The 21955-nt window shown below is 42.3% G+C and carries 21 protein-coding genes; 12 read left to right on the top strand and 9 right to left on the bottom strand.

Annotation, left to right across the window (positions count from 1 at the left end; genetic code table 11):
* From L4D20_RS14190 to L4D20_RS14165, 6 genes are all read left to right on the top strand, one after another.
* Window positions 1-993 carry a carbohydrate ABC transporter permease gene (locus L4D20_RS14190; RefSeq protein WP_428802258.1) on the top strand — a complete coding sequence of 331 codons (993 nt, stop codon included), beginning with the start codon at window positions 1-3 and terminating at the stop codon, window positions 991-993.
* Between the two features lie 2 nt (window positions 994-995).
* Window positions 996-1832: a carbohydrate ABC transporter permease gene (locus tag L4D20_RS14185; RefSeq protein ID WP_428802257.1), complete on the top strand. Its 837-nt coding sequence runs from the start codon at window positions 996-998 to the stop codon at window positions 1830-1832.
* A 301-nt stretch (window positions 1833-2133) separates the two neighbouring features.
* Window positions 2134-2961, top strand: a complete 828-nt coding sequence (locus L4D20_RS14180; RefSeq protein ID WP_428802256.1) for a helix-turn-helix domain-containing protein — start codon at window positions 2134-2136, stop codon at window positions 2959-2961.
* A gap of 43 nt (window positions 2962-3004) precedes the next feature.
* Complete coding sequence (locus L4D20_RS14175) at window positions 3005-3613, top strand: LysE family translocator (RefSeq protein WP_428802255.1); 609 nt, start codon at window positions 3005-3007, stop codon at window positions 3611-3613.
* Window positions 3614-3725: 112 nt separating this feature from the next.
* Window positions 3726-4091 carry a cupin domain-containing protein gene (locus L4D20_RS14170; protein ID WP_428802254.1) on the top strand — a complete coding sequence of 122 codons (366 nt, stop codon included), beginning with the start codon at window positions 3726-3728 and terminating at the stop codon, window positions 4089-4091.
* A 62-nt stretch (window positions 4092-4153) separates the two neighbouring features.
* A complete protein-coding gene (locus L4D20_RS14165; protein WP_428802253.1) occupies window positions 4154-4834 on the top strand; it encodes a LysE family translocator in 681 nt (226 codons plus the stop codon).
* Window positions 4835-5054: 220 nt separating this feature from the next.
* Here the strand turns inward: L4D20_RS14165 and ohr are convergent, their stop codons facing one another.
* Window positions 5055-5477 (bottom strand): organic hydroperoxide reductase Ohr, encoded by a 423-nt coding sequence (ohr, locus tag L4D20_RS14160; protein WP_428802252.1) that lies wholly within the window; start codon window positions 5475-5477, stop codon window positions 5055-5057.
* Window positions 5478-5632: 155 nt separating this feature from the next.
* On the opposite strand from ohr, the gene ohrR reads away from it, so the two are divergent.
* Window positions 5633-6076 carry a transcriptional regulator OhrR gene (ohrR, locus tag L4D20_RS14155; RefSeq protein WP_428802251.1) on the top strand — a complete coding sequence of 148 codons (444 nt, stop codon included), beginning with the start codon at window positions 5633-5635 and terminating at the stop codon, window positions 6074-6076.
* A 75-nt stretch (window positions 6077-6151) separates the two neighbouring features.
* Window positions 6152-6631 carry a glutathione peroxidase gene (locus L4D20_RS14150; RefSeq protein ID WP_428802250.1) on the top strand — a complete coding sequence of 160 codons (480 nt, stop codon included), beginning with the start codon at window positions 6152-6154 and terminating at the stop codon, window positions 6629-6631.
* 82 nt (window positions 6632-6713) lie between these two features.
* Here the strand turns inward: L4D20_RS14150 and L4D20_RS14145 are convergent, their stop codons facing one another.
* The 3 genes from L4D20_RS14145 to L4D20_RS14135 all read right to left on the bottom strand — a co-directional run bounded on the left by L4D20_RS14145 (window position 6714) and on the right by L4D20_RS14135 (window position 9825).
* The gene (locus tag L4D20_RS14145; RefSeq protein WP_428802249.1) at window positions 6714-7883 is read right to left on the bottom strand and encodes a nucleotide sugar dehydrogenase; all 1170 of its coding nucleotides are present in this window, start codon (window positions 7881-7883) and stop codon (window positions 6714-6716) included.
* A gap of 6 nt (window positions 7884-7889) precedes the next feature.
* Window positions 7890-8900, bottom strand: a complete 1011-nt coding sequence (locus L4D20_RS14140) for an NAD-dependent epimerase/dehydratase family protein (protein ID WP_428802248.1) — start codon at window positions 8898-8900, stop codon at window positions 7890-7892.
* A gap of 259 nt (window positions 8901-9159) precedes the next feature.
* A complete protein-coding gene (locus L4D20_RS14135; RefSeq protein WP_428802247.1) occupies window positions 9160-9825 on the bottom strand; it encodes a hypothetical protein in 666 nt (221 codons plus the stop codon).
* Between the two features lie 93 nt (window positions 9826-9918).
* On the opposite strand from L4D20_RS14135, the gene L4D20_RS14130 reads away from it, so the two are divergent.
* Together L4D20_RS14130 and L4D20_RS14125 are read left to right on the top strand one after the other, a co-directional pair.
* The gene (locus L4D20_RS14130; RefSeq protein ID WP_428802246.1) at window positions 9919-10833 is read left to right on the top strand and encodes a LysR family transcriptional regulator; all 915 of its coding nucleotides are present in this window, start codon (window positions 9919-9921) and stop codon (window positions 10831-10833) included.
* Between the two features lie 55 nt (window positions 10834-10888).
* Entirely contained in the window at window positions 10889-11887 is a 999-nt protein-coding gene (locus L4D20_RS14125) for a linear amide C-N hydrolase (protein ID WP_428802245.1), read from the top strand.
* A gap of 169 nt (window positions 11888-12056) precedes the next feature.
* Here the strand turns inward: L4D20_RS14125 and katE2 are convergent, their stop codons facing one another.
* The 5 genes from katE2 to L4D20_RS14100 form a co-directional block, all read right to left on the bottom strand.
* Window positions 12057-13487, bottom strand: a complete 1431-nt coding sequence (gene katE2, locus L4D20_RS14120) for a catalase KatE2 (protein ID WP_428802244.1) — start codon at window positions 13485-13487, stop codon at window positions 12057-12059.
* 373 nt (window positions 13488-13860) lie between these two features.
* On the bottom strand, window positions 13861-15087 hold the full coding sequence (gltS, locus tag L4D20_RS14115) for a sodium/glutamate symporter (protein WP_428802243.1): 1227 nt from the start codon (window positions 15085-15087) through the stop codon (window positions 13861-13863).
* 48 nt (window positions 15088-15135) lie between these two features.
* The gene (locus L4D20_RS14110; protein ID WP_428802242.1) at window positions 15136-16410 is read right to left on the bottom strand and encodes a patatin-like phospholipase family protein; all 1275 of its coding nucleotides are present in this window, start codon (window positions 16408-16410) and stop codon (window positions 15136-15138) included.
* Window positions 16411-16560: 150 nt separating this feature from the next.
* The gene (locus L4D20_RS14105) at window positions 16561-16917 is read right to left on the bottom strand and encodes a rhodanese-like domain-containing protein (RefSeq protein WP_428802241.1); all 357 of its coding nucleotides are present in this window, start codon (window positions 16915-16917) and stop codon (window positions 16561-16563) included.
* A 115-nt stretch (window positions 16918-17032) separates the two neighbouring features.
* A complete protein-coding gene (locus tag L4D20_RS14100; protein WP_428802240.1) occupies window positions 17033-17956 on the bottom strand; it encodes a LysR family transcriptional regulator in 924 nt (307 codons plus the stop codon).
* Between the two features lie 115 nt (window positions 17957-18071).
* Between L4D20_RS14100 and L4D20_RS14095 the strand changes: the two genes are divergently transcribed.
* Both L4D20_RS14095 and L4D20_RS14090 read left to right on the top strand, forming a co-directional pair.
* Window positions 18072-19811: an amidohydrolase gene (locus L4D20_RS14095; protein ID WP_428802239.1), complete on the top strand. Its 1740-nt coding sequence runs from the start codon at window positions 18072-18074 to the stop codon at window positions 19809-19811.
* Between the two features lie 238 nt (window positions 19812-20049).
* The gene (locus L4D20_RS14090; RefSeq protein WP_428802238.1) at window positions 20050-21786 is read left to right on the top strand and encodes an amidohydrolase; all 1737 of its coding nucleotides are present in this window, start codon (window positions 20050-20052) and stop codon (window positions 21784-21786) included.
* Window positions 21787-21955 lie beyond the last annotated feature (169 nt).

Here is a 21955-nt window from a genome sequence, read left to right as displayed (position 1 = left end):
ATGTCCGAGACTATGATGACGAAAAGTGAGCCAGTAGAACCTGTCTCTCGGATAGAGAAGCTAAAGGCCAATAGCCACAAGTGGATACCGTATGTATTCATTAGCCCGTTCTTTATCGTATTTGCAATTTTTGGTTTATTTCCAATGTTGTTCTCTCTGTTTCTATCGTTCCATTACTGGGAGCCTGCAGCAGGATTTGGTGCAATGGAGTGGGTAGGGTTAGAGAACTATATCTTTACCCTTGGAGATGACTGGTTCCATACATCTTTATACAACACGTTCTGGATGGCATTAGCTTCAGGGATTCCACAACACCTAGTGGCTATTCCTTTGGCGTTCTTTATTCATACCGCCTTTAAACGTGGTCGTAATACGATCATGGGTTTGTATTTCTTGCCGTACATCACGTCAACCGTAGCGGTAGCGATGATCTTTACTACGCTATTTTCAAGAGACTATGGATTGATCAATATGATGCTGACCTCAATCGGTACCATCAGCATTGGTGATTTCCAACCGTTTGCGATTCTATTCCCAACGGAAAATATCGATTGGAATCAGCCTGAATACACTAAAACGATGGTTTCATTCGTCGTGTTCTGGCGTTATGTCGGTTGGAATACAATCTTGTACTTATCAGCGATGCAGACAATTCCGAAAGACCTCTACGAAGCAGCAACGATTGATGGCGCAACCAAGCTTAAGCAGTTCTTCTACATAACACTGCCAATGCTGAAGCCAATGATGTTCTTTGCTGTAACACTTTCAATTATTGGTAGCCTACAGATCTTTGAAGAACCGTTCATCATTACTGATGGTACGGGCGGAATTGACCAAGCGGCGAAATCCGCAGCAATGCACATGTACATCACTGCATTCCAAGAAGGTGACTTTGGTACGGCATCAGCAATATCTTGGTTCTTATTCTTAATCATTGCGGCCCTTACATGGGGTAACAACAAAATCTTTGCTGACAAAGAGAGCGAGAGCTAATCATGAAAATCAAATTTACACTTAGTGAGCTTGTCGCCTATGGCTTTGTCATCATGGGTGCGCTGATGATGTTGATTCCATTTTACTTCATCTTCATTTTTGCAACTCATGACAACCAAGCGATCCTTTCTGTTCCGCCACCAATGTGGTTTGGGGATCAATTGGGCGTGAATATGAACGCTCTTATTGGTTACCTTCCGCACTTTTGGAAGAACTTAGGTTGGTCGTTCTACATCGCATTGATTACGACGATTTTGAACCTACTGTTTTGTTCATTGGCGGGTTATGCGTTTGCAATGTTTGAGTTTAAGCATAAGAACCGTTTGTTTGTGTTCGTGATGGCAACCATGATGCTGCCAGCTTTCTTGAGCATGATTCCAACGGCGCTCATCATGTCTTGGTTAGGTTGGATGAATACACCGAAAGCGCTTTACATTCCAATGGCGGTCGGTGCGATGGGTATCTTCCTAATGCGTCAATACATCAGTTCTGCAATACCAAGAGAGTTGATTGAAGCGGCGCGTATGGATGGCTGTGGTGAGTTCTCTATCTTCTTTAGAATCATCATTCCTCTTATCACTCCAGCGTTGGGGACACTAGGTCTGGTGACGTTCATCGGACAATGGAACAACTTCATGGGTCCCCTTGTTATTATGAACGACATGGAGATGTTTACACTGCCATTGGCTCTGCGTTCACTACAAGGCAGTACAGCACTTATTCCTTACGGAGCTATGTTCACAGGCATTGCAGTAGCGGTACTTCCATTGATGATCTTGTTTGCTATCAGTTCTCGCCAGTTAATTGCAGGGCTGACGTCTGGCGCGGTGAAGGGCTAACAATAAGCTTTCAATCGACATGACTCGCATGAGTTGAGAATAAAAGGCTCACTTGTTTATTACGATAACGTAGTAAATGAGTGGGCTTTTTTGTTTGCTGCCGATTACTTATTAATGGTGGCTAAACCCATTTTCTAGGGTGGTTTACGGCAACCTCTATTGAGTTCTTCGCTATTGATTGGTCGTCTTTAGTTATACTTCAAATGAAATCGCGCAATTTTGTTCAAGTTTTTTTATCGGTAGTTTCCTATAGTGTGCCAAGATAATGTCACACAGTGTAAATACTCAGTAGGGAATCAGAGTGGAAACAGGGAATCGCTTTCAATTTACAAGCAATGTGCAGGTCGATAAGGTCGGAATGCTCAGTGCAACGATGAGTGATTTTACTTACTCCAAGCATGCTCATGAGGAATATTCCATTGGGCTGACGCTTCAAGGGCGACAAGACTTTTTTTGTCGGAACGCTTTTCATAAGAGCCCACCCGGTGGAGTGATGCTGTTTAACCCTGAAGATGTCCATGACGGTCATTCTGGTGTTGAGCAGAACCTTGAATACGTTATGTTATATATCCACCCTGATGAAATAACGCCGGTCTTTCAGACGCTTGGCTATACCTCAAAAAGTACGCTTAGATTAGACAATACTTTGTTTGATGATCCGATCCTTCGCCACCAAGTTTGGTCTATGTCGACACTGCTTAGATCGCCGAAATATTCTCAGATTGAATACGAATCTCGCCTGTATTTATTGGCTCAAACGATGGTTCGGCATCATGGTAGTTTAGATTTATCAGCGCCACGATCTCGTACCGATACCCTGTTAATAAGGGCGAAAGATTACATCATGGCTAACCTTGGAAATGATATCTCCATTGATCGCATTGCCGCTGCCGCCAATATGTCTAAGTACCACTTTATTCGAATGTTTCGCGCTCAATTTGGCATTACTCCACACCAATACGTTTTGAACTGTCGTATTAATCACGCTCGTAAAGGGTTACTCACCGGACTAAGCGCTACTCAAGCGGCAATAGGCTCCGGTTTTGCAGATGCCAGTCATCTCAATCGTAACTTTAAGCAAGTATTCGGTATGACACCAAAGCAATTTCAATTGCAGTGGAATCGCTAGCTATCCGCTAGAGCTTGTTGCATTTCAATTTATGGAGTTACTCATGTCAGAGATATTTGCCTACGCGATTGGCGTAATGTACACGCCTGGACCCATTAATTTATTGGGATTACACACGGGTTTAAACAATCGAACTCGGACCCACATCGGCTTTTTCATAGGAGTAGGGTGCGCAATGTTCACTCTGTTTGTTTTTCTTGGTTATGTTGGGCTTAACGTCATTAACCCGCAGGTGTTGCCTTTTATAAGCTTAGCCGGATGCAGTTACATCCTTTATATCGCTTGGAAGGTCGTAAGAGCTAATGTCTCTTTAAGCGGTCAGTCGAAAGAACAGAAATCCCTCAGCTTCAAAGATGGGTTGTTTATGCAGTTACTCAACCCTAAAGCTCTAGTGGCAACACTTCCTGTGGCGACCATTCAATTTCCAAGTGCGGGCATCTCAGGTGGTGCAATCCTTTTTTGGTCGCTGATACTGGCTTTCTTGGCGTTTGGTGCGCCAACCAGTTATTCGCTCGCAGGGCGTGTCCTTGGTAAGCGCTTGGAAAACCCAACCTACTTTCGAGTTTTCAACTACCTCATGGCGGCGCTATTGGTTTATGTATCGTTGGCTATTGGATATGAACACGTCTATTCAAGGCTTGCTGGGGCATAGTGCGTTTCTGTATTCACTTCAAATCAAAATAGGCACGAATGTATGATAGCTCTGTCGTGCGAGTAGTGTTATAAAATTATAATGAATAACGGCGAAACATAGGGATTGGTGAATGAGTAAAAGTACCGTCGAATACTGGAATGTATTGACCACAGCGAATAAAGATAAGTGGGAAGCGCTAGAGGGCACCAATGGCGAGATTGAACAATTAACTCTCGCTATGGATGAATTGAATGGGGATTACACTCGACTCACTCGATTTAAATCAGGAGCTGATACCAGCGAGTTTGGTGGAAAGTCGCATGATTATCCGGAAGAGATTTATATCATATCGGGCCGTTTATATGACAAGGCATTTGGTGTTTGGCTTGAAGCAGGCGACTATGCCAGTCGGCCTCCGGGTGAAGTTCATGGTCCATTTTTATGCGACCAAGAGTGTCTTGTTTTAGAGATCTCGTTTCCAAGCCAGTCTTGCTGAAGCTTTTCACGGTTTGAATTCGGTTTGGTGTTATTAGTGCGGTTGAGTAAAGGAGAGTGACAATGGATTATATTCAAATAGTGGGCTTTTCGTTAGTCGCTTTGCTATTGGTTGTATCACCAGGGCCAAATGGGTTACTGATTGCGAAAACAGTTCCAACTTCTGGTAGGCAAGCGGGTTTCTCTAATGTGATGGGTTTTCTGACCGCTTTTTATCTGCATGGCGCTTTGTCTATCTTGGGCATTTCTGCACTATTAACAAAGTCGTCGGAAGCTTTTTTCATCGTGAAGGTGATCGGAGCATGCTATTTGTCTTGGATTGGCATTAAGTCTTTAATGGGCGCATTTTCACGATCGAATACTTCTTCAGAATTGGAGAAAAAGGGAAGGGAGGTTAGTAACAGTGATAGTGGGCAGCTAGAAAATAAACATACAGGGAAGAGATTGAAGAAGTCATTTTTTGAAGGATTCTTAACCAATGCACTTAACCCAAAAGTGTCGATGTTTTACCTCGCGGCATTTCCTCAATTCATTCCTAGTGGTGAATACGTCATTGCCTATGCATTTCTACTTGTCACCATCCATTCCGCAATCAATCTTCTTTGGTTCTCTTCAGTGATTATGCTTCTATCACGCATTACCGTGGTTTCGAAAAGTGAGTCGATTCAACGAATTTTAAAAGGTATTACAGGCACCGTCTTTATCGCGTTTGGTGTAAAACTTTTAGCGCTCGAACAGAAGTAGCATCACCCGATAATGATATTTTATTGGGGTGAGAGTGGAGTATTGAAAGAAAGGAATACTCGATAGACATTGTTAATCTGGTTCTGACTGAAAAATAATCAGAACCAGATAATAGGGCTACTTGAACTTTGATTTAGTCTTATGTTTGTAAAAGTCGAACTGAATTGCTTGCCACAAAATTCCCCGTAGCGCCTGTTCTCCCGTTTCAGCTCAAATACTATTAAAGCGCGACACCGTTAACAGAAAGTTTCACATCGATGTTACCGCGAACTGCGTTTGAGTAGGGGCATACTTGATGAGCCGTTTTAACGAGTTGCACGGCTTGTTCTTGGTCTAACTCAAGCTCTATAGATAGGCTTACTGTTAAAGCAAAGCCGCCATTTTCATTTGGGCCAATACCGACTGTTGCTGTTGTCGGGGCAGACTTAACCGCTACTTTCGTTTCACGAGCTACATGTAAAAGTGCATTTGAGAAACAAGCAGAGTAACCCGCCGCAAATAACTGTTCAGGGTTAGTCGCTTCACCCGTTCCGCCCATCTCTTTTGGATAGCTTAACGCTAGTGATAGTTTGTTGTCGTCAGTGCTTACTTGACCGTTACGACCTGATAATGCGGTAGCTGAAGTTGTATAAATAGTAGTCATGATTTGTTTCCCTAAATTCGATATGTTCGGTGCAGAGTTGATTGATTGTGTAAAATTAAATTGCGCACAATCTTGTTTGGAGTGATACTAATTGAAAAGCTGGGAGCGCGCAAGTATATTGTGCGCAATTAAGTTTTATTATTTGGGTGAGCGTGATGGACAAATCAAACACAGATAGCAATCTTCATTTAGATAATCAGGTCTGTTTTGCACTGTATAGTGCGTCTAATGCGATGGGGCGTGCGTATCAGCCACTACTGAAAGCGCTTGATCTTACTTACTTACAATACATAGCGATGATGGTGTTGTGGGAAGAAGAGACAATCAATATTAAACAACTTGGCAACAAGATGCGCTTGGACTCAGGCACGTTGACGCCTTTAGTCAAACGTTTGGAAGGGAAAGGATACGTCACTCGAACTCGTAGTTTGGAAGATGAGCGTATTCGGATTGTTTCCGTTACCGAACAAGGGATGCAGTTGCGAGAGCAAGCCAAAGGTATCCCCGGTCAAATGATGTGTACGTCTAAAATGGATATCGAGACGTTGAAGCAGTTGAAAAAAGATTGTGAAGAGTTACTGACTAATCTTACTAAATAACCAGAAATCGAGATTGTTGGGCGAAGAAATTATTTGAGCTCGATAGTTGAGGTCATCAACGACAAGGAATTCAATATGAGTGATTTTTATCAGCAATCGATCAATACCCTTCAAGGGAAAGAGCTAAACCTTCGCGAATTTGAAGGTAAGGTCGTTTTGGTAGTTAATACGGCTAGCCAATGTGGATTAACACCGCAATATGAAGGGCTACAAAAGCTACATGAACAATACTCTGATCAGGGCTTAGTCATTCTAGGCTGTCCGTGTAATCAATTTGGTCAACAAGAACCGGGTGATGCGGCGGAAATCAGCGGTGGATGCCTGATTAATTATGGGGTCGATTTTACCATCAGCGAAAAAATTGAGGTTAATGGCGATAATACACATCCACTGTATGTCTATCTTAAACAACAACTTCCCGGTGTATTAGGTCAACGTATCAAGTGGAACTTTACTAAGTTCTTAGTGGGTAAAGATGGTCAGCCGATTAAACGTTTTGCACCTACCACTAAACCAGATGCGATCGAGTCTTTTATTCAGAAAGCACTCGCTTAGTTAGAATAACAACGTTTGAAGCTTGAATTAAAAAGCGACGCGGTTTAGCTATATGTCATTGGACCTAAACCGCAAATTGAATCTATTCGTCGTTGCCAAATATATCTCTAGAGTAAACTTTATCAATGACGTCATTGAGCTCATTGGTCATTCGGTTGGTAACAATGACATCAACCTCGCCTTTAAAGCGTTGTAGATTAGACTCTACAGCTGAATGATAGATTTCATCTTGTTCAAGAAGTGGCTCATAAACAATAACTTCTACGCCTTTTTCAATTAAACGACGCATGATCCCCTTAATCGAAGAAGCTCTGAAATTATCCGAATCTGCTTTCATGATCAGGCGATAAATGCCGACCTTTTTAGGCGCACGTTTCAAAATAGCATCAGTGATAAAATCTTTGCGTGTACTGTTCGCATCGACAATCGCTTGAATCAAGTTATTGGGTACATCGTGATAGTTGGCGAGAATTTGCTTGGTGTCTTTCGGTAAGCAATAGCCTCCGTAGCCAAATGAAGGGTTGTTATAGTGGTCGCCAATTCGTGGGTCCAGACAGACACCATCAATAATTTGCCTAGCATTCAATTCATGACTTTCAGCGTAGGAATCGAGCTCGTTAAAGAAAGCCACTCGCATCGCCAAGTAAGTATTAGAAAACAGTTTAACCGCTTCGGCTTCGGTGGAGTCGGTCAGTACTATGTCGATATCCTGCTTAATCGCAGCGGCTTGCATTAACTCGGCAAATGCATGGGCACGTTGGCTTCGTTCTCCCACAATAATACGAGAAGGGTGTAAGTTGTCATAAAGGGCTCGACCTTCACGAAGAAACTCAGGAGAGAATAGAACACTAACGACACCCAGCTTATGAGATATCTGCTTTGTAAACCCAACAGGCACCGTCGATTTAATCACAATCGTGGCTGATGGGTTAATCATGGTGACCTGTTTAATAACCAATTCAACGCTACTGGTATCAAAGGCGTTGGTGGAGACGTCGTAATTGGTTGGCGTGGCTATGATGACGTAATTCGCATCGCAGTATGCGTGGTGCATATTCGTCGTTGCGGAGAGAGATAGAAAATTATTCTTCAAATGGTCTTCAATCTCAGGGTCGGATATTGGGCTTATTCCATTTTGAATCTGAGATACTTTCTCTTCATCAATATCGAGCAAAGTAACAAGATTATCTTTTGCCAGTAATACCGCATTCGATAGACCGACATAACCTGATCCAACAACTGTAATTCTCATATCGTCTCAATTCACTTCATAAAAGTGCTGATACCAATCTACGAATGACTGAACACCTTGTTCAATATTCACTTGTGGTCGATAGCTGATTGCATCAAACAAATCCTGTGTGTCTGCGTAGGTTTGATACACATCCCCAGCTTGCATCTCACGAAACTGCTTAATGGCGCTGACTCCAGTTGCAGTCTCAATTTGTTCAATGAAGCGCATTAAGTTAACTGGGCTTCCATGACCAATATTGAAAATACGATAAGGAGCAGTGCTCAACTCGGGCGATAGCTTAGTATCTTCAGACTCTGGTAATGCAGAAGGGATTGCATTGGAAACCCCAATCACGCCATTGACAATGTCGTCGATATAAGTGAAATCGCGCCACATATCACCATGGTTATTAATGCTAATCGGCTTTTGTTGCAGAATTTTGTTAGTAAAAAGAAAAGGGGCCATATCAGGTCTTCCCCAAGGGCCATAAACGGTAAAAAAGCGTAATCCCGTTGTAGGTAGACCATATAAATGAGAGTAGGAGTGAGCCATGAGTTCGTTTGAACGCTTAGTTGCTGCGTATAAAGAAACCGGGTGATCAACGGCATCAGAGGTTGAAAATGGTGTTTTTCTATTGAGACCATAAACGGAGCTAGAAGAAGCATAGATCAAATGAGCGATACTATATTGGCGACATGCTTCAAGGATATTGAGAAAGCCCATGAGGTTGTTTTGCCCATAACTCATTGGTGCGTCGATTGAGTGTCTAACTCCGGCTTGAGCGGCAAAGTGGAACACTCGGTCAAATTGATTCACCGAAAATAGGGTTAGCAGCTTATCGCCATCAGTAATATCTATAAGGTGAAATCGGTATTTGCCGTAACGCTTTAGGATCTCAAGCCTAGCGAGCTTTAGGTTAACGTCGTAGTAATCGTTGTGATTATCGATACCAACAACATCATGGCCAAGCTCAAGAAGCTGTTTTGCAACAGAAAAGCCAATGAAACCAGAGGCGCCGGTAATTAGAAATATCATAATAGATGAGAGTTATATATTTGATTGCTTCTATTATGATAAAGAGTGTTGATATTAATTGCGATAGCTAATGATAGTTATTTGTATTTACCTTGTGTTGATGGAAGAGGTTGTATCTAAGGAAAGGCACTCACATCATAGTAGAAACAATGCGAGTGGAGCGGTTTTTTCACTGTCTGTCTAATTGCTTAGATCAAGAGAATTTATCAATTTGTCTATAGCTACTGGGAATCTAGCAGTAGATTTCATCATGTTAGTCTTAATTAAATGGAACATAGAAACCAGCAATAATGGCATTGTCCCCTTGGCCTAACGGATCATTATCAGTGGTAATAGTTGTGCCAATATAAGGGAGAATATTCTCAAAACCACTGTATTTAAACTCGAATTCATACTCCTGCCATGAACCGTTATTTCCCTCTACTGGATTCATGTTGGTGGAGGTTGTTGAAAGGTATATATCTTGGCTGATAGGAAAACTAACGAGTAGGTCAGAGCGAACTAAGTCAAAGCTACTATGACCGAGTTGGTGGTCATAACGCACCTGGCCGCTCAGTTGAATGTCATCGAAACCCATATAGGCGAAAGCTAAACCTGCCTTAATTGCATCTTTTTTCCCCGCAATGTAGTTGTATTTTGCTGCGGGTCCAATGAATAGGTCCTCTGATATTGGCATTAGATAGCTAAATCCGGGGTGTATATTTGTGACAGTTCCAAGTTGGGTGGTGGTGCCATTTAGCTCTAGTGTCGTATTAAGTATGCCAATCCCTTGTTGACCCCAAGCACTATGCAGCTCTGCGAAATGGCGTTGAAAATCACTTCCTCTTCTTTCCGATTTAAACTCAATGAGGTGATCTCCGGCTAAGGAGGTAGCGGGTGTTACAAAGGTGAGTAGTAATGTGAAAGGTAAGGTGCTTTTTTGCATTGTGTATCACTCTAATGATTGGAATATCTAGACGGGAAGAGTGACAAAGAATAGTCTCATATATAAATCAGGTTTGTAGGGTTAGATCCTCATATGAATATCAGTTATGAACAGATTAGAGCGTTTGTTGCCGTTGCAGAAGCGGGTTCTTTTAGCGCAGCTGCTCGTAGGCTAGGAAAGCATAGAACAACGCTAGGACAGGTTATTAATAACCTTGAAATTGAAATTAATATGACGTTGTTTGACCGAGGCGGAAAGTTTCCAAGCTTGACAGAGCAAGGGGAGGCACTTTTTACTCATGCCAAAACACTCCATGACAATTCCACTGCATTTGAAAGTTTATGTCAGACGATGGAAGCAGGGGTTGAGAGTGATATCCGTATCTACCATACCGGGTTGATGCCAGTAAGCTTAATTGCCTCCACCGTTCAGGATGTTCGAAAGCAGTACCCGCACGCGAATATACATTGGCTACACAGAAGTAAAGACGAAGTGAAGAGTGCATTGAAGTCTGGGGAAGCGGACATGGGCATTGTGCTTATCGACGCCACTAGCAGAGGTGCATCGGCGAGAGATTTTATACATTTATTGAGCATGCCCTTTACCGTTGTTGCTTCTCCTACGTTCTTTAACTTTGGAAGCAAAAAAATCAGTGTGCGAGACGTGAAAACGAGTCGTCAGTTACTGTTGGAAGACTACTACTATTCGGACATTGAGCGCACGATGCAGGTCTCGTCAGTCATTGAGCGAATTGAAACAATGAGCGTGTTGATTGAGTTACTAAAAATTGGAGAAGGGTGGGCAATCGCCCCTGTTCATGCTGTTCAATCTGAAATCGAATCTGGCGCGCTTGTACAAATTTCTGTTGAAGAGTTAAATACCCAACTTAGATATCCGCTAGCAATTTGGTTTATGAACCATTCAGAAAGTGGGCCTGTGAGAAAAGCGATTACAGAGAGCCTTTGCCAACACTCCAAACACCATGAGGGTTTAATCATCGGTAAGTGAGTGTTATGTGAGGTTGTGTTCGATTAATCTGATGCTGAACTTATAGGAGCAGCATATGAAGATTAAATTAGCATCAATCGCATTACTTGCCTCGTTAGGCAGCGCATCAATTGTTCACGCTTGTACATCTGTAGCTTGGAATACGGAGTTAGGTACGTTTACCTCGCGAACAAATGATTGGGTAGAAGCCACGCAACCTGCACTATCGAGTATATTAAAAGGCGCTGAGCGCTCTACCCAAGGTTATGGGAACGGTGATTCTTACACTGTGAAATATGACATTGTGGCAATACTTGCGTATGGCGATCTCATGCATGATGGTATGAACAGCGAAGGGCTACAGGTTAACAGTCTTTTTTATAACCCGATGACAATGAAACCAGCTAGTAAGCCATCAAGTATCAGCCAATTCGTTTTTGGTGAATACATAGTGGCAAATTATGCCTCCGTGGAAGAGGCTGTCACTGCAATCCCTTTACTTAATCTTGGTCACGTCTCCCTTGACGGAATGCCAATGGATATCAAGCTACATTGGTCAATCACAGATAAAAGCGGTGACCGCGCCGTTATCGAATTGGATCAAGAGGGTATCAACATTTATCGGGGTGAAGAGGCCATGATCATGACCAACGACCCATCAATGAAAGAGCATCTCAATAACCGAAAAGAGGTTGTGGACTCGTGGCAAGATGCGGATAGAGATACAAAGTTTGGCTCTTATGGAAACCCAAACGCCGAAAGTCGATTCATTCATGCTAGCTACTTTCAGAGCAAACTATCAGCACCGACGAGCATTCAAAATGGAATGATGAAAGTCTCGACTGTTCCTTATCGAGTCCCGACGGATGCACCATACAAAGACTTTGGCAATGGTATGTCTGGCTACGCAACAGAGTGGACATTGACTCAGAGTCTAGCCACAGGAGACAGTGTGTTTGAATATAATTTCGACGAAAACTGGAATACAGTGCGATTTAATGTTTATGAACTGATGGGTAAAGAGTTTCGATATGAGTTGGCCACAAATAACATAAGTGAACTATCAATAGATTAACGCTCTATTGGCTTTGAATTATGACCACCACTTACTGCACCAATCAGTAGAAAATAAAAAGTTCAGTTGTATCAAATAGTTTGAAGAAAGATAAGTTTTTCATAATAGACCTTCCAGTGACGGTTGAGGAATGTGCGAGGCGTCTTAGCGCCTCGCTTTTTTGTTGTTCTTACAAGCCTAGTAGAGTTTCTAACCCTTTGCCATAAGCCTCATCAGCTTGATAAGCATGATCAACGTGGCGCTGTTGAATAAACTCAGGAACTCCATCGAGTGAACGAGCCGTATTTTCCAATAATACTTGGCGCTGTTCTGCCGTCATTAGGCGGAATAGGTCACCCGCTTGAGTGAAGTAATCGTCTTCAACCTGATGATCGTAGTGGTCAGCATCGCCAGAGATCTTCATTGGTGGCTCAGAGTAATCAGGTTGCTCCTGCCACTCTTGCTTGTGGTTTGGCTCATAACCAATCGTTGAGCCAAAGTTACCGTCTACACGCATTGCGCCATCACGGTGGTAGCTGTTTACTGGGCAGCGTGGAGCATTCACTGGAATTTGATGGTGGTTAACACCCAAGCGGTAACGCTGTGCATCACCGTAAGCAAACAGACGACCTTGCAACATCTTGTCTGGAGAGAATCCAATACCCGGTACAACCGCACCAGGGTTAAACGCTGACTGTTCTACTTCTGCGTAGAAGTTCTCTGGGTTACGGTTTAGTTCAAACTCACCGACTTCAATTAACGGGTAGTCTTTTTGAGACCAAACACGCGTTAAATCAAACGGGTTGAAGTTCACTTGCTCCGCTTCAAGCTCCGGCATGATCTGAACGTACATTTTCCATTTCGGGAAATCTTTGTTTTCAATGCTGTCATACAGGTCACGGTGGTGGCTTTCACGGTCTTTACCACAGATCTCTTGAGCTTCTTGGTCAGTCAGATTTTTAATACCTTGCTGAGATTTAAAGTGGAATTTCACCCAGTAACGTTCATTATCAGAATTGATGAAGCTGAACGTGTGGCTACCAAAGCCGTGCATGTGACGATAAGTAGCTGGAATACCACGGTCACTCATTACAATCGTAACTTGGTGGAATGCTTCAGGCAGTGATGTCCAGAAATCCCAGTTGTTGGTAGCGCTACGCATGTTAGTGCGAGGGTCACGTTTAACCGCGTGGTTAAGGTCTGGGAATTTTAGTGGGTCACGTAGGAAGAATACCGGAGTGTTGTTACCAACAAGGTCCCAGTTACCTTCTTCCGTGTAGAATTTTAATGCAAAGCCACGAATATCACGCTCGGCATCGGCTGCACCGCGTTCGCCAGCGACTGTTGTGAAACGAGCAAACAGCTCTGTTTCTTTGCCGACTTCAGAGAAAATTTTTGCTCGGCTGTACTTAGAAATATCGTTAGTGACGGTAAATTTACCGTAAGCACCAGAGCCTTTAGCGTGCATACGGCGTTCTGGAATCACTTCACGATCAAAATGAGCGAGCTTCTCTAAAAACCAAACATCTTGCAAAAGTTGAGGGCCACGTGGTCCTGCTGTCATAACGTTCTGGTTGTGTGCAACAGGGCAGCCTGCTGCTGTAGTTAACTTCTTACTCATGAATTAATTCCTTCATAGTTACAGTGTGATTTCAAAAGTGACTGAGTGTGTATTGTTATATGAACCACTATTAATTTAGTGCTTAAACTTTAAATTAGCTCAGAATCAAACTCGTATTTGTTAGGCGAGATCGATATTCGATTAATCGGTTTAACTATTCGCCAAATTGTTGATTTAACGCACTTAACTGTTCATCTTTGAGCTTAGATTAATGTCAAATGGAGATAAGTAAAAGACGGCTTTGCCTATAACAGAGATTGGTATTTTCGATTATAGAAGCAGTGATGATGAGTAGCTGTGTTTTATGTGTATTTATTATGTGAAAGTACACCTTGTATAAGACAAATATCATACAAGGTGTATAGCGTGGTTATTAAGATATTATATTGATGAAATAAGGGATCATAAACGCGTTAGCAAGGTCGATAAAGAAGGCACAAACGAGTGGAACAATGATAAATGCTTGATGGGAATTACCGTATTTTTGTGTCACTGCAGACATGTTTGCCATAGCTGTTGGCGTAGAACCTAATGAGATTCCCCCAAATCCTGAACAAATAACTGCTGCGTCATAAGTCTTCCCCATTAATGGGAATATGACGAATATCGCGATAGAGATGGCGATAACAAATTGGGCAAAAAGAATCACAAAAATAGGCCCTGCCAAATCGATCAATACCCAAAGTTGCATACTCATCAAAGACATCGCTAAAAATGAACCCAACGCAATATCAGCTATGAGCGCAACAGCGGGTTGGCGAGAAGGCCAGCGAGTTCCGGTGAGTCTAGGGTAAGATTTAGGGATTAAGTTTGAAATTAAGATACCTGCGAACAAACAGCTAACAAATAGAGGCAGTTGAAGCCCAAATGAATCGATCACTTCGTTAAGTACTGCACCTAAAATAATACAAACATGAATCGCTAATACAGCATCTAGGAAGTCATAGGCATTGATTTGTGGCTGAGGCTTAGCTTGGTCGGTGCCGACATCAGGCGCTTCATCTGGGTTGGCTTTTAGGTTATGTCGTTTGATGAGAAACTTAGCAATAGGTCCACCCATCAAGCTCGCTAGAATGAGACCGAAGGTTGCACTGGCTATACCGATTTCCATCGCGGTGTCTAAATCGAACATTTCTCCGACTCTTGGCGACCAAGCGATTGCGGTGCCATGCCCACCAATAAGTGAAATACTGCCACTCAGTAAACCAAATGCTTCAGGCTGGCCCAGTAGCGTCGCGATACCAATACCCGTAAGGTTTTGAATCATCATGTAACCGATGGTAATGACGAGCAAAATAATCAATGGCTTACCGCCCTTGAATAAGTCCGATAGGCTCGCATTGATACCAATAGTGGTAAAAAAGTAGACGAGTAATAAGTCACGAGCTGCAAGATCAAAGCTAATATCCACTTGGGTTACATAATGTAAAACCGCAAAGAGTACAGAAACTAAAATGCCACCAGAGACAGGCTCAGGAATACTGAACTCTCTGAGATAGTAACTAGATTGGGTAAGTCTTCGACCGATAAAGAGAACGATGATCCCAAGTGTCACGGCCAAAAATGATTCGATGTGTAAGACACCTTCTAAATAATTCATATTTCCTCTAATGGTTGTACTTGATTACCCTGTATCGGGAATTCAAGGTTATTGAGTGAATAGATTGCCGAGCGTTTTATTGCTCATTACTGCTTGGTATCCGTGCTGAATAAGAGCATCGACTTGCTGCTTTTCTAATGAAAAATCAGTCGGGATTGCAAACATGGACTCCCTATCATGTGCATCAAGTAGATTAATATCAACAAAATGTGTCGTTCGATTGCTCGATTTTTGCTCCCACTGCTGTAGCCGTTCATCGATTAGGCGCTTGCTCAGGTCATTATATCGATGGAGTTGGATATCCGTGATGGCCCCAAAAGTATTGGCTGTAGTGGGCTTGTTGGGTGATTGATCAATCGTCCAATTTGGTTTTGTAGAGGCATCAACGGAAATGATGACAATATTGTTTATTGCAGACTCCAAGTGTTCAAAGGAGGTTAATTGTGTCTCAACTACATCATAGAGTGCTAAGACCCCAAGATTATCAGTAATACCACCGTCTACTAAATGGATATAGGGTCTCGCTTCTTTATCTGAATAGCTGGCTAATCCTGATTTAGTTGAATGCAAGTAGGTAGAATTATCAGATTCGTATGTCGTGTCGTTGTAGCTAAGGTTGAATTGAGAATCGCATCCAGAGTGGTTTTCTAAGACGACAGGTTGGAAAATGAAGGGGACAGCGGAGGACGCTGTGACCGCTTTAGATACTGAGTACTCATTGATGTCACTGCATATTAAATCAAAATACTCCTGAACAAAGGAGAAGCGGACTCCGCCACCCAGATCAGTCGCGTTAATAATGATCATAGGACCGTTTTGAGATATATCCGAAAATGTTGCCTTTTCAAACAGTTCATTGTGGTAGTAATTGGCTGCAGCAGTGCTTCTATCTAATCTTGAGAACCAATAACTTGGACTCAAAAGAATATCAATTAATCCTTTAGAGACATCTTTATATAAGAAGTCCTGTTCGTAGCGTTGAAAAATCTCATCGCCATGAACACCATAATAGGCTGCGGTAAAACTGCCTCCTGATACTGAACTTATAACAGAGACATGCTCAAGCAGTGTTGAATCATAAGTATGCAGGTCATTAAGCCCTTTTAATACACCATATGAGAGAGCTGCTGCGCGGGTTCCTCCTCCAGAAAAGCTAACTAAAATTAAGGTATCAGATTGAATAGGACGTTGAGCTTTGTTAGCCAGAGAGTAGGGCGGGTGTTTCTCGCTTATTCCTTCAGAAACCGCTGAATTACTGATGTTGGTTCTTGATGAACACCCTGCTGCGAGAAGCACTAGAATAACAAATAGATACCGGCTCATTACTGCCTCCACATGATCGTGTGTCTAAAGGCAGACAGTGTATAGAGGCTTATTGTAACGAGTCAGTGCCTTGCGCCAGTAATACTGTCTTGAAAGTCATGACAATCTTTGGGCGTTTTAATCAGAGTTAGCGATCTTATAGGTCCAATATTATGGTTTACTTTGAAGCATCTCTTGATAACCGCCAGCATTATGAACTTGGCTAAAACCTAATGACTGTAGGTGCTCGAAAGCGACACTAGAGCGACGCCCACTTCGACAATAAAGTACAATATCGGTGTCTTTTGGCAACTTAGAGTACCAAGAATCAATTTCTTGTAAGGGGCGTAACAATGCCCCCTCTAGATGACCTTGTTGGAATTCATCCGGGGTTCTCACGTCGATGAGAACAGCCCCTTGTGATACTTTTTCCCAACCGATATCAGCTCTTTCTGACGCAACAGCAAAAAAGGAAAAACCGCAAAATAAAGAAAGCAATAACAGCAGTGAACTTAGCTTATTTGACATTTTAGTATCCAAATTAAAGAGGTTAGATTTTCATTATAAAGGTGATTGATACCCAGACTGTGGTAACTATTTGATTTTCTAATTGTTGAGATAGTTAATGCCTGTTTTTTATTCACTACGACTCAGCACTTTTCTTAATCAACTCTTGCGAGATCTCTATGATAAGTCCACGAATAAACTGGTGCGCGGGTTCGTGATGTACACGTTGATGCCAAAAACAGTGAAGCGGGATCGGTGGTATTTCATCAATTATTTTATAGAAAAAGTCATGATGCCCCAACTGCTGTGCCGCTCCGTAGGCGAATACACCAACAATGTCAGAGCTTTTAATGACAGACGAGAGTACCGAGAAGGTTGATGCTGATAAGACAATATTTCTGTGTTTTCCTAAACGTTCGGCTAGTTGGTCAACATAACCTTCACCCAACGCGGTAGGGGCGACACGAACTTGTGGATAATCGAAAATCTCGTTGATGTCATACGCACCGCTTGCAAGTGGGTGATCTTTTCGAACGACAAGGCTTAATGGAACGTTATTCAGCTGATAGCCATGTATTTGAGAGCTTAGGTTTACGATCGCATTGATGGCAATATCAATCGTACCGTCGTGCATTTGCTGCTCTACATCGCTTGGCCAATTAATTATTTCTATCGTTACATTCGGTGCTTCTACATTCAATCGCTTGAGTAAAATGGGAACAAGGACTTCTGCACCAATATCTTGTATCGCAATCTTAAAATTGTGATGGATAGTATATGGGTCAAATAGTTCAGGGTTTACGATGTTTTCAACTTCTGAAAATAGAACCGCAAGCTTGGGTTCGAGTGATAATGCTCGTTGAGTTGGTGTTAATTGCCTGCCTACTTGTACAAAGAGTGGGTCAGCAAGGCTCTCTCTAAGCTTATTTAAATGGTAGGTCACACTTGAAGGCTGCATCGCCATTGCTGAAGCTACTGAAGTAACGTTGTGATTCTTAAGGAGTTCTGACAAGACTCTGAGTGATTTAAGCTCAATTGTAGCTAAAGGATCTTTTTTCACAGTTAACCGTTCTAATAATTCGAATGCTCCTTTAGTTTAATTCTAATTTAAGAAATGAATGCTAACCCATATCATGGTTTTAAACATTAAATCCAACATAACTATGGGTCCTACAATGACAACTCAATCTTACCTACAGCCCGGCCTAAACTATAACCAAGAAACCGTTTTATACACGGGCAACTTCATTACCGTTAACAAAGAGCAACCTGCTGCATCTGCAGTTGCGGTACAAGCGGGAAAAATCATCTTCGTAGGCACGACAGATCAAGCAGAAACATTTCTGGCAAACGAATCTATTTCGTACACGCTAAACGAAGAATTCAGGGGGAAAACTGTAGTTCCTGGGTTTATCGAAGCGCACATGCACCCCTTACTCGCGGCATTATTCACGGGGATGTTTGAATATGCAGGGCAATATGACCGTTTAGGGGTTGAAGGTAAGTTGCTGAAAGGCTGTTGTACGGGGGAGACGCTTAAAGCCCGTCTAATGGAAATAAAAGCTGAGCATGATGCTTCAGGTAAAACCGGTGAGTGGATAAATCTATGGGGCCTAGATCCTCTTTTGATGGCTGATGATACGGTTGTTAACCGTGACTTCCTCGATACAATTATAGATGACTCTCCGGTATTTCTAATGCATGCAAGCTGCCATATTGCGGGAATGAACACGCTGGCTTTAGAAAAAGCAGGTTACAGCCTTGATGACGATCCAGAGTTTGTTCTACGAGAAAATGGTCGATTGACCGGTGATATTGCCGAGATGAAAGATATTTACCGCGCTCTTAACGTAGGAGCATTTAACTACGGTAACGATCCTGCTGTAATCGGAAAAACATTAGTAGACTATGCGAATATTGCAAACTCTCTAGGTGTTACATCAGTATCGGATTGTGGAATGGGCATACCGTCAAACCCTTTCCCTCTGTACCAAGCGCTTAGCAAAAACCCCGCCTTTAAATTACGTGTTACTGCATACCCGTTAGTTGGTACTTTTTCGACCGAAGAAGTTGCTGCTATGAAAGAGAGTGATAACGATCGTTTAAGCGTATCAAGTGTTAAGTTCGTTAATACAGATGGATCAATTCAAGGCTTTACAGCAAACCTTCTTGATGGTGAAAGCTATTACAATGGTAAACCAAGTACTTCGTTAACTCGTGATATTGAAGATATTTATGAAGCTTGCTTACCTTTCCATAAAGCAGGTTACAACATTTCATTCCACTGTAACGGTAACGGGACTACAGAAAAGCTGATTGAACTGATTGAGCGCATGCAAGCTGATACATCAATGCCAAATGCCCGTCACTGTCTGGAACATAACCAAATGGTGACAGACGAGCAGATGGATCGCATGAATGATAATGGTATTTGCCACAACCTTTTTGGAACTCATGTTCCTGTATGGGGTGATGTTCATGCTACTCAAACGGTAGGTCCAGAGCTGGTTAAACGCCTAAATCCATTCAAAACGTCTGTTAAGAAGGGCGTTCCTTTCTCACTTCATTGCGATGATGGTGTAACACAAGTTAATCCTCTGTTTATGATGTGGGGTGCAATGAATCGTCAGTGTATTTTCTCTGGTAACGTATATGGTGAAGACGAGTGTTTGAATGCAGAAGAAGCCCTTCATGCTGTAACAATGGGCGCTGCTTACCTAATGGGCCATGAAAACATGAAAGGTTCGATTGAAGTGGGTAAATTTGCTGATTTAGCCATTCTTGATGAGAACGTGCTAGAAGTTGATAAGACTTTGGTTAAAAACATTCACGTTCACGCAACGATGCTTGGTGGTGATGTGACGGTTCATAAAGCAAAAGTAAACGCTGAAAAAGTGGAACTTGCGCAAGCTTAATTAAAATTCCGTTTATAACGAAACTAAGACCTAGTTGTTGCTAGGTCTTTTTTTTCAATAAGTTAACGTTCAGCTCGGTATTTATTTTTATTTTAATATTTTTTTACTGATAACTATTTAGTCCTCATTATTTTTAAGCATTTAATTTCATTTGTTAATTCTCGACGGTAGCCGTGGCTATGGCAATGTGTATGCAATCAAGTTTTGATTGAATCCTACAAATACGTGGAGCATAAAAATGACAACACAAACCTTCCTAAAGCCGGGCCTTGCATACAACGAAGATGCAGTTCTTTACACGGGTAATTTCATTACGGTTAACGAACAGCAGCCAGTAGCAAAAGCGGTTGTAGTACAAGGTGGAAAAATCACTTTCGTTGGTACAATTGAACAAGCTGAAACGTTCCTTGCTAACGAGTCCATCTCATACACTTTAAATGAAGAGTTTAAAGAAAAAACTATCGTTCCTGGTTTCATTGAAGCTCACATGCACCCACTAGGCGCTGCGCTATTTACGTCTCTTTTCGGCTACGGTGGCCAAATTGAACGAAGTGCAGGTGGTGGTAAAGTTCTTCCTGCTAGCCTTACTAAAAATGAATTAGTGGCAACTGTAGAAAAGTTTGTAGCTGAACATAATGAAGCTGGCAAAAAGGGTGAATGGTTAAATTTATGGGGTTTAGATCCTCTATTAATGACAGACGGCACGACCGTTGACCGTGATTTCCTAGATGCATTGTGCAGTGATTCACCAGTGATGTTTATGCACGCTTCGTGTCACGTAGCGGTATTTAATACGGTAGCAATTGAAAAAGCAGGTTTTAGTATTGAAGACAACCCTGCATTTGTATTCCAAAAGGATGCCCGCCTAACGGGTGAAGTAGCGGAAATGCCAGACATTTTACGTGCTGTTAAAATTGGTGCGTTTAACTTAGGTACAGCAGAAGATGCAGTAGCTGCAATGGTTGGATACGCTGACAGCACAAGTCGCCTTGGTGTAACAACGATGTCTGATTGTGGCATGGGTGTTCCACATAATCCTTACCCGCTTTATCAAGCTCTTTCTCAAATGCCGATGTTTAAATCTCGCCTGGCAGCCTACCCATTAGTACCTAACTTTAACGAAGAAGAATTAGCGGGTTTTAAAGCAGCAAGTAACGATCGTCTTTTTGCGACCAAGACTAAATATTTAAATACAGATGGCTCGATTCAAGGTTTCACAGCAGCGCTGAAAGAAGGTGAAAAGTACTACAACGGAAAAGAGAACGGTCACTTTCAATACGATGATGAGAAGATGTATAGCGATGTGTTCTACGCACACAAATTAGGTTATAGCATCTCTTTCCACTGTAATGGTGAGGGTTGTACGACTAAGTTACTTGACCTGATTGAGCGCATGCAAAATGAGTGTCCGCAACCAAACGTACGCCACTGTTTAGAGCACAACCAAATGGTAACGCCAGAGCAGATGGACCGTATGAACAAGCTGGGTGTTGTTCATAACCTATTTGGTACACACATCCCGTTCTGGGGTGATGTTCACGCAACACAAACTGTCGGTCCAGAGCGCGTTAAAACACTGAACCCATTCCAAACATCAGCTAAGAAAGGCGTTCCTTTCTCTATTCACTGTGACGATGTAGTAACACAAGTTAATCCACTGTTCATGATGTGGGGTGCTATGAATCGTCAGTGTGTATTCTCTGGTACTGTTTACGGTGAAGATGAGTGTCTAACAGCAGAGCAAGCACTACATGCTGTTACAATGGGTGCCGCATACCTGATGGAGCAAGAACACATGATCGGCTCTATTGAAGTCGGTAAGCTTGCTGACATGGCTATCTTAAATGAAGACGTATTAGCAGTAGACAAAACACTCGTGAAAGACATCAAAGTTCACGCGACGATGCTTGGTGGCGAAGTGAGCATTCACAACGTACAAGTAAAGGCAGAAACGGCAGAGCTTACTCAAGCGTAACTTTTTCTTTTGCTGAACATATTGCTGTGACCTAGCTTTCGAGCTAGGTCTTTTTTTGTCGGGTTAAACTTTTATCGTATGAAACTTATGTAGTATGAAGATTATATAGTATTAAACCTACGGAGCCATTAAACAAGAACGTTATTGTGTGAAGATCGCATAAAGTCCT

This window comes from Vibrio kyushuensis (assembly GCF_050337325.1).
Lineage (GTDB): Bacteria > Pseudomonadota > Gammaproteobacteria > Enterobacterales > Vibrionaceae > Vibrio > Vibrio kyushuensis.
The sequence above is the reverse complement of the archived record's forward strand: the minus strand, read 5'-3'. Positions and strand labels throughout refer to the sequence as shown.